Genomic DNA, 13,157 nt, shown 5'->3' with positions numbered 1-13,157 from the left:
GCAAATTTTTAATAATTGCTTTTTTTATCTAAAATATTTAATTGTCAATTAACTTGGCACAATAATGCTCAATTAGCGCTAACACAGCAAATTATTGCCAGCTTAAGGGTAGAGTACGGCTGGCTGGAGGTTTTGGGCGGCGAGAAGTTGGCGGCGGAATATTTCAGTTATAGCAACCGCCACATCGGTGAGGACATAAATAACTTCATGAATAGAGCCAATACCCGTACTGCATAAATGATTTGATTCGGGTTATGCAACCCTTCGGCGAAGCTCACGGCAAGCTGTCAACCCTTCGGCGAAGCTGAGCGGGCGAGCTGTCAACTGTCCACTTTCCACTGCTATACGTCGTTGAGTTAAATGGCGGCAATTTTGGCCCAGACAGGTACTTGGAAGCAGCACAGAAATGCTGTTAACGCTGCTCATAAAATTAAATTTTCAACTTTTTCACGCTCATGTGTGTCAATTGTGTCACTGGGTTCTCGCCCGCCAGCCCTCGGCACTGATAAAGTTTAATGTCGCACTTTTCTTTATTTGTATAGCACTTGTGATAGATATCACCAACAATATATTTTTCATATGTATAATTACTGAATAAAGAGCCCTGAACACGATGCGGCCGATCGCAGCGATCGACAACTCATCAAGATATTGATCGCAAATCGAAAGCAACCGGCCAAGCTAAACCAACGAAAATAGCCACGAGTGGCAGTTAATTGAAGAAAACTCAAGTCAGCAATGCTGAATCGATTAAATCAGCAAATTCACCCACATTCATCCTCAAACTTGACATTTTTACAGAAATAAATACAATTAAAATTATTAGGCTCCCTAACAATTAGTATTGCTGCAATTGCGGTAGAGAGCGAATACCTGTACTGTTTATTAAGAAAATTCGCGCTCTATCGTCCATAATTAAATGCCTCCGCCATCTGTACTTACGTAGATTCCCTGGGAAAGCCTCAATTGAAAACCTAAATAACCGAGCGATCGCATTCTCGCCCGCACGTGCGATCGCTTCCAACAAAGCCTCTGTGAAGGCAAAATTTTTTTAGTCAAACATGAAATTTGATTTGTATGCTGCACCAACCGAGCATCCCTTTGGCTCACGCCACCTTGCTGAATACAGCGATGGTGGAGTTGTCTAACAGGGAACCAACATGAATTTGGAACAATCCTCTACAGGAATAACCCCCGAGCGCTGTGCTGCTGAAGTAGTGGAAATCATTCCGCTGATTGTGGGATCGATTCGAGCGCAAATGCGAAATCAAGGAGAATCTTTTTTATCGATATCTCAGTTTCGCAGTCTGATGTTTATTTACCGCTATCCAGGTTCTTCTTTATCCAAGTTAGCAGATTATTTGGGGGTGACTCGACCGACTGCTTCGGCCATTTGCGAGCGCTTGGTTCAGGAAAAATTTGTTGACAGACAAGAACATCCTCAGGAACGGCGAGCGGTGGTGCTGACGCTGACAGAAACTGGTCACGCGAGGCTGGAAGAAATTCGAGATATCACGTCGATCAATATTTCACCAATGTTCCAGGATTTATCTCAGGAAGAGATGGCGATCGTTTGGGCGGGATTGGCGCTACTCAGAGAGGTGTTTGACGGTAAGTCAAAGGATAAGTAAAACACCTCTACGGCACTTATTATAACTCTTGCAAAAGTCATTTTAATCAAGATTTGGAACGGGTCCCAGAACCCGTTCCAAAACAAAAAATGTTTCTTGTGGAACGGGCCCCAGAGCCCGTCCTAGTTATTTTTGCAAGAGGTCTATTGATTGTTTAAATCGTTATCTAGCCGAGTCTCAGGTTTCTGGAGATACACTTCAGAAATTGGTAATTGGGAAAAAGGTAATTGGTAATAGCTTGAGAGCATACCTGACTTTTTTCATAACTGTTAAGCTGTAGCGCATTTAAATTTTATATTCGGGACGCTGCTCAAAGCCATCCCACAAGAGTGTTTAAGCGATTTTTGACAGACAATTTAAATGTAGGACAGCTTATATATTTTAGTAAGGTGCGCCCAGCGCGCCCTACAACTTTTTGTTGATAGATATAGCAGTTCTCAGAAAGATGACGCACCAGACCAATTAATCCCTCAATCCCTCAATCCCCCAATCTAAAATCTAAAATCTAAAATCTAAAATCAGAACCTGTACCTCACATGAGTGAGACTCGGCTATATTTGACGTTTGCATCTGAATAATAGTTTTAGTTTTCGGAATGCAGCCCCGTCCCCTCGCAAGAAGAGAAGTTGCAAGGGGGACTACAGTTTGTTGATTGAGTGAGTATTAAATTCAAGATTTAGCTGCACTTAACAGCTTTGCTAAAACGTTTCGCGTTATCTGTTGAGCTGGCGCATTTAAAACGGGCGATCGCAACTCCGGCGCATTATAATTATCCAATCCCCACGCCCACTGCATCGAACCTGTCGCGAATACTTTCGCCCCCGAGGTTGCTGTATAAACGGTCATGTCAGCATAGCGAGTGCCGCCGCCGTAAGGGTACGGAGAATGGGCGATGCGAACTATGTTTTTCGGGGCATTGCCAAATATGCGATCGACTTCATAACCCAACAGCCCGGGTAACTTGTCACCATGTTTTAAATCTGTTTTGTCTAGTAGCCAATCCGGAGCGCTTTTATCAATGACAATATCAGAATTAACTTGAAATGTTTCGTACATCACACCGATTAAAGCATCTTCGGGGCTGCCCACGGAGCGGTCTCGCCAGCGAGTTGTGACTAAGGAATATAGTGCTGGGGGTTGATTGTAAGTTGCTATGCGATCGCGCTCTGGTTTGCCAATCCCGTAGTTTAATTGACCGGCCGCCGCTATTTCTACCGACGAACTAACAGCGCCTACTTCTGCTTTAAATCCGCCCAAGGGATCTAAATCGGCCATTTCTTTATAAGCTACGACTGTTCGGTTGACTTCTCCTGTAATCCGGCTGGGTTCGAGGCGGATCTGCCAGTAGCAAATGTTGGAACCAAAAAACCCGAGGCTGACGCCTTCATCTCTCGCTGCTTCTATATTTTCTCGCATATCTCGCGACCAATATTCGTCATGGCCTACAGACAGAAATGCTTTGTGAGACAACAGCAACCGAGAGTTAAAATGGGTGTCAATGTTGGTGGCATAGCTAACATCATAGCCTTCTTTTTCCAGCCACCTGACCATGTTGTATTCCCAGCCAGCGCTAGAAGTTCTCCTTTTTGGCTGAAAATTAGTCAGAAATTCTCCCGCCCCTACGCCGTAAGCTGCTTTGCGGTTGGGACTCATGGCGTAGGGCCGATTAAACGAAACTTTGTAAGCTTGTTTGGCGTGACTGTTCCAGCGGTACAGCGATTTGTAGCCCCAATTGTTGTAGGCTTGAAAAGTGGTAACGCTGGATTGAAATAAAATGTCGGATTTGCGATCGTCATCCCGGACTGCAAAGATGATATAACTTTGCTTGGACGTGCGGCCGGCCGTGAGTTTAGCTAAATAAATGCCGCTCGTCCAGTCCGAAGGGCGATCGGGAATTTGTAAAATATACGGGTCTTTCCAATCGCATTCTATTAGTCCGGATGCTTCATCTTCTCTCGGCGGATGTTGTTTGATTCCCTTGCGGACAATTGGGTCATTCATCCGGCGGCCGCCCAGTCCGTCATACCATCCGGTGCGGAATATTTCTATAGTATAATTTGGTTCTTTAGTATTGACAAATAATTTAATTTCGCCACCGAGATTGACGCTAGTGAGAGAGGCATAACCTTCGATTTCTCGCTTGGTAGCAGGATTTTGTAACTCCCAATCTGCGGTACCGGGTTTTTGGTTTTCTCGGGCTGTGGGATTGGTAGCAATCGCACTTTTTTCGTGATTTGAATAGTCTTGAGAATGTGCTGCACTGTTATAGAAAACAGGAGCGGCCAAGCCTATTGAGAAAGCTTTCAGAAATTCTCGGCGACGCAATTTCGATAAAAATTTAACTGTCACTGCTAATAAGTCTGTGGATGTTAGGCGATAGATTTTAGAGTTGGGTGCAGAGCAAGCAGGCTTAACATTACTTTACACGAGCCCTGAAGACATCATACCTGAGATAGATTATTTTGCGATCGCGCGATCGACTCGCCGCCACCCGAGAATCTGTCTGAGTATTTCTTCCGCTATCATGTCTTAGGTCTTATCATATATGGCTTATGGCATATACCCATCACGGAATAATTTTAGATTGAAAAGCGATGTGAGATGTTCAGAGGTACAAATCCCCGGAAGCATCCGCAAATTGCCCCTAAAATCTAAAATCTGAGATCGAAAATCGGATGACCTATTTGTGCGAACCACCTTTATGAGTCAATCAACCAATCAACCGCTATCGCCAGCAGTTTCTCGACGCACCGCCCTCAAATTCCTCGGAGTCGGCGCCGCCGGCGGAATGCTGGGCTACTCGCGATTTTCCAAACCCGAACCCGCCGTTTTTGAGCAAGATACTCTTGACTTGCCGCGAATGCTCAATAAACCCAAAACCGTTGCAGTTGTAGGCGCAGGCTTGGCCGGGCTCGCCTGTGCTTACGAACTAAGTCAGCGGGGCTTCGCCGTGACGCTGCTAGACAAATCCCCCCAACTCGGTGGCAAAATTGCTAGTTGGCCGATACAAGTCGGGAACGAAAGCTTTATGATGGAACACGGTTTTCACGGTTTTTTCCCGCAATACTACAACCTCAAAAGTGTGGTCAAAGAACTAGAAATTACCGATAACTTTGTATCTTTAGAATCCTACGCCGTTGTGTTTCGAGATGGCAAATACCAACCAGAAGTTTTCCGTCCCAACCATTCAGCTTTCCCTTGGAATATAGTTGATTTGGGGATATCTTCTCCCAACCGGCTCAAGTGGGGAATCAACCTCACAAAACCCGCTCACTGGCAAGTTTTTCGAGAAATCGGCGGTTTTCAAACTCAAAAAAGTTTCGCTCGCCTCGACAATATATCAGTTGCCGATTGGGTAAAAGGTGAATTCCCGCGCGGACTTTACGACTTGTATTTTTTGCCTTTTGCCAAATCCAGTCTCAACGCTCCCGACGAATTGAGCGTAGGAGAATTAATGCAATTTTTCCACTTTTACTTTTTCGGAAATCCCGAAGGTTTGGCATTCAACGGCACGCGGCAAGATATGGGCACGAGTTTGGTGCAGCCGATTGCTAGAGCTATTGAAAGCAAAGGTGGCAAAGTATTGACAGATGTCGCGGTTAGTAATATTCACTGGGAAAATGGCCAAATTGATTCTCTGAGCTACCAGTCGGGAGACGTGCAAAGTAAAGTGCCTTTTTGGGTGAAGCGCAACGCACTGTTAACTGACAGCAACTCTACGGAATATTTCGGCGCTGGGGACAGCGTATTTGCCGCCGCACCAGGAGGAAAAGAAGCAATTTCTCTGAGCTGCACTCACCAAGGCTGCACAGTTAAAAAACAAAATGACGGTCAATTTCATTGTCCTTGTCACGGGGCAGTTTTTGATGCCGAAGGGCGAGTGGTGAGCGGGCCTGCTCAGCGAGACTTGCCGAGATTTCAAGTGGTAGATAAAAAAGCTGATGAGGTACAGTTAGCCACCGCGGTTAATAAGTTGCAGCCGCAGAATGTGGGGGAAACATTGAAGGCTGATTATTATGTGTTTGCGGCCGATGTTCCGGGGATGCAGCATTTGTTTAGTTTGGCCAGCGGTGAGGTAAACCCGCAGGTGCAGAGCCGCATCGAGGCCTTGAAAATAGCCGACCCGTTTGCGGTGGGACGTTTTTGGTTCGATCGCGATTTTCCCTGGGAACACAGCAATTTTAGTTCGCTTTCCGGCTACAAACTGACTGATAGCATCACGCTTTACCACAAAATTCAGGATCAGTTCATCGAGTGGCATCAAAAAACTGGCGGTAGCGTAGTGGAACTGCACGCTTATTGTTACAAAGAGAAAGAATTCCCCAATCAGGAAGTTTTGCTGGCTACTTTCGAGCAAGAATTGTACGAAATTGTACCAGAATTAAAAGCCGCGACTCTGCTGCACCGGGAACTGGTAAACCAAAAGAATTTCTCGGGTTATCCGCCCGGTAGTTATGCGGAAAGGCCGGAGACTTGTTGCGCTGTTCCGAATCTTTTGTTTGCTGGAGATTGGGTAAAAATGCCGTTTCCTTGCGGTTTGATGGAACGGGCGGTGAGCAGCGGTTTGTTGGCAGCTAATGCTATTTTATACCAGGAGGGTTTGCAAAGGCGATCGCTCTTGACAGTGAATCCCGAAGGCGTGCTGAAAATCTAAGGTTTGCAGCGGGTGGATTTTGCATCGCGTCCCCACGAACAAAACTGGTTCGTAGTGAGGACTTTAGTCCGCATCCATAGAAGGACTAAAGTCCTCACTACTAACCTTAAGAAAAACAGGTTTGTAGTGAGGACTTTAGTCCGCATCTATAGAAGGACTAAAGTCCTCACTACTAACCTTAAGAAAAACTGGTTCGTAGTGAGGACTTTAGTCCGCATCCATAGAAGGACTAAAGTCCTCACTACTAACCTTAAGAAAAACTGGTTCGTAGTGAGGACTTTAGTCCGCATCCATAGAAGGACTAAAGTCCTCACTACGAACCTCAAGAAAAACGGGTTTGTAGTGAGGACTTTAGTCCGCATCTATAGAAGGACTTGCATTCCGAACGAGCGAACCTTATTATTTTATTTCTAGTTAAAGAGGAAGCACTCACTCACCCGATATGGAGTCCTGCCTTAAAATTAGCTGCGGCTGTTGTGGCACTAATTTTAGCTGTTTTCGGAGAATTAGGAGCGATCGCTCTGCTGAGTTTGTTGGTGATATTACTCGCAATTCAGATGAGTTACGGTTTGTGGGTGTGGTTTCGCTGAGCAGAAAACAGAGCGTGGGAACAAAAAAATCAAATCCTTGGCGTCAATTTGGGTGCATCTGCGGTTAAAATGTTGAATGAGTGTAAAGCAAGAATAGATGCTGAAGAGTAACTGGAAAATTTCCAACAAATCTGTAACGTTTGATGATTTTGCAGCAGAATACGATTTTGCAGCAACCTTGCAAAGCCAGAATGATTTCTTTACTAAAAACCTATCTGCCAGCAAAGGTACAGCATTGGATATTGGCTGCGGTTCGGGCATTCTGGCTTTTGAATTAGCCAAGTATTACGATCGTGTGGTAGCGGTCGATTTGTCAGAAAAACTGCTGGGTATCGCCCGTCACAAACGCTCTGCACCTAATATCGAATACATTCAAATGGATGCCAATGAATTAGCCATAAATAGCCAATTTGATTTAATAGTTAGCGCCGCAACTTTTCACCACTTGCCCAACCTCCCATCCGCCCTCTCATCAGTTAAAAAATTGTTAAAACGGCAGGGAAAAGTCGTGCTTTTAGATAATGTATCCGAAGTTGAAACACCTGCTACAATCGGCCACATAATACGTGCAGCGAGAGATTTTATGCCCGACTGTTCCAAATACGGGTTTCGCAATGCTTCAAGATTGTTAAAATTTAGATTGTCGCCAAACTGGTTGCAGCATTTAGCTAGGGACAGGTATTTGTCAGAAGGGAGATTTAAAAGAATTTACGGCCGTTGCTTTCCCGGCTGTTATTTTGTAAGATTGGGTTGTTATATGGGCGTAATCTGGGAAAACTTGTAATGCAAAATAACGCGATCGAATCGGTATCTGCAAGGAAACAAAAAATTCACATCCGCGAGTTGGGCATTAATTTACAGCAATGGTATGCAGTCGCCCGCAGCACAGAGGTACAGAGTCAGCCACTACCTGTGATATTGTGGCATCGGGCGATCGTGCTTTTCCGCGACAGTGCAGGCAAAATCAACGCTTTAGAAGACAGGTGCCCGCACCGACAAGTTAAACTCAGCCACGGCAAAGTTAAAGGCGATTTAATCGAATGTGCCTACCACGGATGGCGGTTAAATGCCAGGGGAGAATGCGCCGAAGTCGATTATTTAGCCGCAAATCAAAAGCTACCTAACTGCAAAATTCGCTCCTATCCAGTCAAAGAACAAAACGGTTTTATCTGGCTGTTTCCCGGCGAGGAAAGCCAAGCCGAAAAGATAGATTTATTAAATTTGCCCGAATGGGAACATCTCAATTATATTGCCACAGTTTCAGTCATCGACTGTCAGGCTCACTACTCATTTTTAATTGAAAACTTAATGGATATGTACCACGGACACTTGCACGACGATTGGCAAGCTTGGGCAAATCCGGTATTAGATACTTTAACAGAAGACGAGCATCAAGTAACTGCTCGCTATCAAGCACAAAGTTATTACAAAATAGATAAAATATGGTCAATTTCCCAGTTATTTTTCAAATCTCTGCGGAAGCTACACCCGGAACCGCTAGATGTGAGTTACGTTTATCCGCACTGGGTTTCAACACTGGGAAGCGACTTTAAGATTTACTGCTTGGTTTGTCCGGTAAGCGAGACAGCAACTCGCGCTTATTTAATTCATTTTACCTCATTAAATGCGTTTTGGCGGCTGCACAAATTGCCTGTTTGGTTTCGCAAGTTTATTAAAGATAGCTGTTTCGGTGCTGCTCAAAAGTTATTGGATGGTTTGGTGCGGCAGGATGTGTTGATGATTGAGGAAGAACAGCAGGCTTTTTTGCATAATTCGGAAAGAAAGAGTTACGAATTAAATCGGGCTTTGGGTAGCGTGCAGAAGTTGATGAGAAGTCAGGCGGAAAATAGACTTGAATTGCATAAATCTTTCATTGATACAGCAACCGCAGATGTCAGGCAGATAAACATAGATTAACGCAGATAATTTTCCGATAATTTGGGAATGAATGCAAGAGGTATTATGAAGAACGTGACAGCGCCAACCAGTGATAGCTGGCTAAATGCACTAATTGAATCGCTACAAAATCCCCTAGAATCTGCGGCTTACCTGAGTGTCGCTGAAGACAGCAGAATCACCCGATTTTCAACTGCTGCGGGCGGAATTTCAAGACGTAATTGATGCCCGTTTGCGGGCGAATAATCTCTCGAAGGAAGCTCAAGTGCATCACGAGAAACTAGATAAAGTTATTTCCGAAAGTGGCGCTTCGGAAATTTACACTTTGATTGCATTATTGGATGCGCTAGGATTTAGGCTAAGGGTTATGTTAAAAGAAGATGAATTGGCGATCGGGGAATGATATCATGTCTGCGTAAATGCCACTCATTGCCAAGCTTATAAGAGCAGATGCAAGCAAGTTTTAGCCTTGCGATTGCTTCATTTCGTTTGGCAATGACATAGCTTAAGTAATTGGCCGGACATGATATCAAACCGATCGCAAATCTGCCCCTATCTGCCCCTATCTGCGGTCAAAAAAATCTAGATCCCGCAGCACAAACCTTACTTTTTCGGCCGCTGCTGCTGGTAAACGCTGACAACCTTATCCGCATAAGTAGCAGTGGCGCCGCTTTTGCAAGCTGCGGATTCTCCTGTCATCCACCAGCAAGCGGCGCGGCGTACAGCGGTTAATTCATTGTTGCTGCTAGCTTTGTATTCGTCGCGCAGCAAATCGCCGACGATACAAGTAACAATTGTTTTGGCTTTTGTGGCGTCGGCTTCAAATTGTTGCGGTGTTAAATCTTGTTTGGTACAGAATTTTGCCCAGCGGGAAATATTCCCTGGTAAAACTTGCCACTGACTGTACATTCCGTCATTTGCGGTTTGCGGTGGCGCGGCTTGTCGCAGCGCTTCTACGAGTGCGGAAACTTGCGCGTCGGTGACTGCTTCGGCTGCTGCTGGAAGTGCTTGCAATCCGAGGCGAATTATCAGGCTGCTGAGTAGTAGATTGGTTTTTGCGATCGATTTAAAGTTCATTCACAATTCCCTGTTTTAATCAAAGTTTCCTGCACAAAGTTTACCTTAAAGGCGATCGAATGCCTCTACCTGAAGTATGATTTATTTTTTCAATGCGAGGGCGATTCCCTACGGAATAGCTACAGCGCGCGCTTATTATAGAAATTGGCCAAGAATTAAGATAAAATTATGGAAGTACAACCACGGGAAATTCGCAACTACCTGACAGCAGATGGGACAAATCCTTTTGAAGATTGGTATAACTCACTCCGGGATACCACAGGCAAAAACAAGATTCGGTTAAGGCTTAAGCGAGTCATGACTGGTAATCTAGGAGATTGTAAGTCCGTCGGAGAAGGAGTTTTTGAACTCAAAATTGACTTTGGCCCTGGATATCGGCTTTACTTTGGACAAGTCGGGCTGACAATTGTACTTCTGCTAATAGGTGGAGATAAGAGAAAGGAAAGAGCGAGATATTGGCAAAGCTATTCAATATTGGAGAGACTATGAAAGACGTGAAAGCACCAACGAGTAGAAGTTACCAAGAATTTCTGATCGAATCTCTGAGAAATGCCGAAGAAGCAGCAGGTTATATCGAGGTGACATTGACAGAAGCCAGCGATGAACCTAAATTGCTTCAAATGGTTCTCAAAGATGTTGTAGATTCTCGGCTAAAGTTCAACAATTTATCAGAGTCAGCTCAACTTCAATGGGAAAAGCTCGATAAGATGCTGACTGAAAGCGGCGGTTCGGAAATTTACAGTTTGGTAGAATTGCTCGAAGCGTTAGGATTTAAACTAGAAATTACTGTCGCAAATGTTGAGTTGGTGGCTGAGTCGGAATCAACGGATTTTGTGGAATTAGAATTATCCCCGGAACCTGCTAATTTGTAATAAGTTGCAGTTCGATCGCAAATATGATTTGCTTGGGGAATGCGGGGCAATTTCCTACGGGATAGCTACACCGCACGTGCTTATTATGGAAATTGGCAAAGAATTAAGATAAAATTATGGAAGTACAACCACGGGAAATTACAAGTTACGGTACCTCAGATGGCAAATTTCCTTTCGACGAGTGGCTTGATTCCGTCCGCGATCGGAATGTCAGATTGAGAATCAAGTCTAGGCTTGACCGAGTTCAACAAGGCAATCTCGGAGATATCAAGTCAGTAGGAGAAGGAGTTTTTGAACTCAGAATTAATTATGGGCCGGGCTACCGCGTCTACTTAGGACAAGTTGGGTTGACAATAGTGGTCATCCTGGTAGCCGGAGATAAAAGCACTCAAGAACAAGACATTCGACAAGCTATATCATACTGGAAAGATTATGAAAGACGTGAAAGCACCGACAAGTCATAGCTACAGCGAGTACCTCATTGAATCTCTCAAAGAACCCGAAGAATCTGCTGGTTACATCGGGGCTATTTTGGAAGAAAAAGATCCTGAGCCCGCACTCCTGAGAAATGCCATCAGAAATGTGATTGAGGCTCAAATCAGGATGAATGTTCTTTCGGAGTCGGCAAAAGAATATCACGAAAAACTTGATCAGATGCTGACTGAAAGCGGCGGTTCGGAAATTTACAGTTTGGTAGAATTGCTGGAAGCGTTAGGATTTAAACTAGAAATTACTGTGGCAGATGTTGAGTTGCTGGCTGAGTCGGAATCAACAGATTTTGTGGAATCAGAATTATCCCGGGCACCAGCCAATTTATAACAACTTTATTAGGTTCGTAGTGAGGACTTCAGTCCTTTCTATTTGCGTTTAGTGAAGAAGGACTAAAGTCCTCACTACGAACCTCATTCTTCCATTACAAAATCTAACAACCTGTGAGCCATTTCTAGCTTGCTGCAAGGTGCAATTTCTAGTTGCTTGCCGATCGCATTAATTAATATTGCTTGATTGGTATTGCTGCCGAAACCTGCACCTATTTGATCGATCGGGTTTGCAGCGATCGCATCCAGCTTCTTAGCCCGCAATTTCTCGATCGCAGGCTTGACAATATCGCCAGTTTGTGCAGCAAAGCCGATGAGCTTTTGGTGCGGCTGTTTCAAGTTGCCCAACTCTGCGACAATATCGGCTACCGGCGCTAACGGTAAAGCATTGGGGAGCGATCGCTTTGGCAATTTCTCATGACTGTAATCAGCCGGTTTGACATCCGCAACCGCCGCCGCCATCACCGTTAAATCTGCATCGTGAAAGCACTCTAGCATCGCCTGCCGCATTTCTTGGGCGCTGGTAACTGCGATCGCCCGCACACCAGACAGTGGCAATTCCCCAGCGATACTGTGTACCAGCGTTACAGTCGCGCCCCGATGCAGTGCAGCTTGCGCCAAAGCTATGCCCATTTTCCCCGTAGAAGGATTGCCGATAAACCGCACCGGATCGAGGTGTTCTCGGGTTCCTCCGGCGCTGATTAACACCCGTTTGCCCGCTAAATCTCGATCGCCCTTAGCATACAACAACGACTCAATATGAGGCAAAATCTCACCAGGTTCTGCCATCCTACCAACACCCGCGCGATCGCACGCCAGCATTCCCGCCCCCGGATTCGCCGCATGATAGCGCCGATAAGTCAACACTTCCCGCCAATTCCGCTGCACCGCCGGCTGTTCCCACATATCCGTATTCATCGCTGGTGCTAGCAAAATTGGGCAAGTAGAAGCTAACACAGTATTAGTAAGCAAATTATCAGCAAAACCTCCCGCCAGCTTAGCCAAAGTATTAGCAGTCAGGGGAGCAATCACAAAAACTTCCGCCCATTCTCCGAGTTGAATGTGCAGCGGTCGGCCGTGATTTGCTTGCCAAAAATCCTTATCTGTAAAAGCAGGATGGCGGGAAAGAGTAGCAAAAGTTAAAGGCGTTACAAACTCTCCGGCGGCATCCGTAAGAATTACTTTAACTTCTGCTCCAGCTTTCGCTAAAGTTGAAACTACTTCGCAAACTTTGTAAGCCGCAATCCCTCCACTAACGCCGATTAAAATTCTCCTGCCATTCACCATAGGATTTTATATTTTATATCAAACAGGACTTGCGTATAATATTATGTGCGATCGAAGGAGCGTAATCAGATTGGTTTGTAGTGAGGACTTTAGTCCTTCTTAGATGCGGACTAAAGTCCTCACTACAAACCTTGTCATCAGATTGGTTTGTAGTGAGGACTTTAGTCCTTCTTAGATGCGGACTAAAGTCCTCACTACAAACCTTTTAATCAGATTGGTTTGTAGTGAGGACTTTAGTCCTTCTTAGATGCGGACTAAAGTCCTCACTACAAACCTTGTCATCAGATTGGTTTGTAGTGAGGACTTTAGTCCTTCTTAGATGCGGACTAAAG

13 protein-coding genes and 1 pseudogene are annotated in these 13,157 nt (G+C 45.0%); 10 read left to right on the top strand and 4 right to left on the bottom strand.

Going from position 1 to position 13,157, the window contains the following annotated elements:
* Positions 1-15 precede the first annotated feature (15 nt).
* The gene (locus QZW47_RS28640) at positions 16-237 is read left to right on the top strand and encodes a hypothetical protein (RefSeq protein ID WP_293135393.1); all 222 of its coding nucleotides are present in this window, start codon (positions 16-18) and stop codon (positions 235-237) included.
* A gap of 678 nt (positions 238-915) precedes the next feature.
* Here the strand turns inward: QZW47_RS28640 and QZW47_RS28635 are convergent.
* Positions 916-1,059, bottom strand: a complete 144-nt coding sequence (locus QZW47_RS28635; protein ID WP_293135390.1) for a hypothetical protein — start codon at positions 1,057-1,059, stop codon at positions 916-918.
* Positions 1,060-1,160: 101 nt separating this feature from the next.
* Here QZW47_RS28635 and QZW47_RS28630 point away from each other — a divergent pair, with 101 nt between their 5' ends.
* Positions 1,161-1,631: a MarR family transcriptional regulator gene (locus QZW47_RS28630; RefSeq protein ID WP_293135386.1), complete on the top strand. Its 471-nt coding sequence runs from the start codon at positions 1,161-1,163 to the stop codon at positions 1,629-1,631.
* 669 nt (positions 1,632-2,300) lie between these two features.
* On the opposite strand, the gene QZW47_RS28625 is transcribed toward QZW47_RS28630, so the two are convergent.
* Complete coding sequence (locus tag QZW47_RS28625; protein WP_293135383.1) at positions 2,301-3,980, bottom strand: N,N-dimethylformamidase beta subunit family domain-containing protein; 1,680 nt, start codon at positions 3,978-3,980, stop codon at positions 2,301-2,303.
* Positions 3,981-4,332: 352 nt separating this feature from the next.
* Between QZW47_RS28625 and QZW47_RS28620 the strand changes: the two genes are divergently transcribed.
* The 4 genes from QZW47_RS28620 to QZW47_RS28605 all read left to right on the top strand — a co-directional run bounded on the left by QZW47_RS28620 (position 4,333) and on the right by QZW47_RS28605 (position 9,174).
* On the top strand, positions 4,333-6,285 hold the full coding sequence (locus tag QZW47_RS28620; RefSeq protein WP_293135380.1) for an FAD-dependent oxidoreductase: 1,953 nt from the start codon (positions 4,333-4,335) through the stop codon (positions 6,283-6,285).
* A gap of 687 nt (positions 6,286-6,972) precedes the next feature.
* Positions 6,973-7,659 carry a bifunctional 2-polyprenyl-6-hydroxyphenol methylase/3-demethylubiquinol 3-O-methyltransferase UbiG gene (locus QZW47_RS28615; protein WP_293135377.1) on the top strand — a complete coding sequence of 229 codons (687 nt, stop codon included), beginning with the start codon at positions 6,973-6,975 and terminating at the stop codon, positions 7,657-7,659.
* Entirely contained in the window at positions 7,659-8,792 is a 1,134-nt protein-coding gene (locus tag QZW47_RS28610; protein ID WP_293135374.1) for an aromatic ring-hydroxylating dioxygenase subunit alpha, read from the top strand. The genes QZW47_RS28615 and QZW47_RS28610 overlap by 1 nt, the downstream gene beginning before the upstream one ends.
* Positions 8,793-8,928: 136 nt before the next feature.
* Positions 8,929-9,174: a hypothetical protein gene (locus tag QZW47_RS28605; protein WP_293135371.1), complete on the top strand. Its 246-nt coding sequence runs from the start codon at positions 8,929-8,931 to the stop codon at positions 9,172-9,174.
* A gap of 200 nt (positions 9,175-9,374) precedes the next feature.
* Here QZW47_RS28605 and QZW47_RS28600 read toward each other — a convergent pair whose 3' ends face one another.
* On the bottom strand, positions 9,375-9,848 hold the full coding sequence (locus QZW47_RS28600) for a hypothetical protein (protein ID WP_293135368.1): 474 nt from the start codon (positions 9,846-9,848) through the stop codon (positions 9,375-9,377).
* A gap of 168 nt (positions 9,849-10,016) precedes the next feature.
* On the opposite strand from QZW47_RS28600, the pseudogene QZW47_RS28595 reads away from it, so the two are divergent.
* The 4 genes and pseudogenes from QZW47_RS28595 (at position 10,017) to QZW47_RS28580 (ending at position 11,539) form a co-directional block, all read left to right on the top strand.
* Positions 10,017-10,362 (top strand): annotated as a pseudogene (locus tag QZW47_RS28595) (type II toxin-antitoxin system RelE/ParE family toxin).
* The gene (locus QZW47_RS28590) at positions 10,334-10,720 is read left to right on the top strand and encodes a transcriptional regulator (protein ID WP_293135365.1); all 387 of its coding nucleotides are present in this window, start codon (positions 10,334-10,336) and stop codon (positions 10,718-10,720) included. Before QZW47_RS28595 ends, QZW47_RS28590 begins: the two are co-directional and overlap by 29 nt.
* A gap of 116 nt (positions 10,721-10,836) precedes the next feature.
* A complete protein-coding gene (locus QZW47_RS28585; RefSeq protein WP_293135362.1) occupies positions 10,837-11,184 on the top strand; it encodes a type II toxin-antitoxin system RelE/ParE family toxin in 348 nt (115 codons plus the stop codon).
* Entirely contained in the window at positions 11,153-11,539 is a 387-nt protein-coding gene (locus QZW47_RS28580) for a transcriptional regulator (RefSeq protein WP_293135359.1), read from the top strand. The genes QZW47_RS28585 and QZW47_RS28580 overlap by 32 nt, the downstream gene beginning before the upstream one ends.
* Before the next feature lie 83 nt (positions 11,540-11,622).
* Here QZW47_RS28580 and coaBC read toward each other — a convergent pair whose 3' ends face one another.
* Positions 11,623-12,825, bottom strand: coding sequence for a bifunctional phosphopantothenoylcysteine decarboxylase/phosphopantothenate--cysteine ligase CoaBC (gene coaBC / locus QZW47_RS28575; RefSeq protein ID WP_293135356.1), 1,203 nt, complete (start codon positions 12,823-12,825; stop codon positions 11,623-11,625).
* Positions 12,826-13,157 lie beyond the last annotated feature (332 nt).

Origin of the sequence: Microcoleus sp. bin38.metabat.b11b12b14.051 (assembly GCF_013299165.1) — a bacterium.
GTDB lineage: Bacteria > Cyanobacteriota > Cyanobacteriia > Cyanobacteriales > Microcoleaceae > Microcoleus.
Note: the sequence above shows the minus strand (reverse complement) of the source record. Positions and strands in the feature narration are given on the sequence as shown.

Excerpts from the sequence above, each read along its gene's own strand:
- QZW47_RS28630 (WP_293135386.1), top strand. The coding sequence starts at position 1,161 with ATGAATTTGGAACAATCCTCTACAGGAATAACCCCCGAGCGCTGTGCT.
- QZW47_RS28620 (WP_293135380.1), top strand. The coding sequence starts at position 4,333 with ATGAGTCAATCAACCAATCAACCGCTATCGCCAGCAGTTTCTCGACGC.
- QZW47_RS28615 (WP_293135377.1), top strand. The coding sequence starts at position 6,973 with ATGCTGAAGAGTAACTGGAAAATTTCCAACAAATCTGTAACGTTTGAT.
- QZW47_RS28610 (WP_293135374.1), top strand. The coding sequence starts at position 7,659 with ATGCAAAATAACGCGATCGAATCGGTATCTGCAAGGAAACAAAAAATT.
- QZW47_RS28600 (WP_293135368.1), bottom strand. The coding sequence starts at position 9,848 with ATGAACTTTAAATCGATCGCAAAAACCAATCTACTACTCAGCAGCCTG.
- QZW47_RS28590 (WP_293135365.1), top strand. The coding sequence starts at position 10,334 with ATGAAAGACGTGAAAGCACCAACGAGTAGAAGTTACCAAGAATTTCTG.
- QZW47_RS28585 (WP_293135362.1), top strand. The coding sequence starts at position 10,837 with ATGGAAGTACAACCACGGGAAATTACAAGTTACGGTACCTCAGATGGC.
- QZW47_RS28580 (WP_293135359.1), top strand. The coding sequence starts at position 11,153 with ATGAAAGACGTGAAAGCACCGACAAGTCATAGCTACAGCGAGTACCTC.
- coaBC (WP_293135356.1), bottom strand. The coding sequence starts at position 12,825 with ATGGTGAATGGCAGGAGAATTTTAATCGGCGTTAGTGGAGGGATTGCG.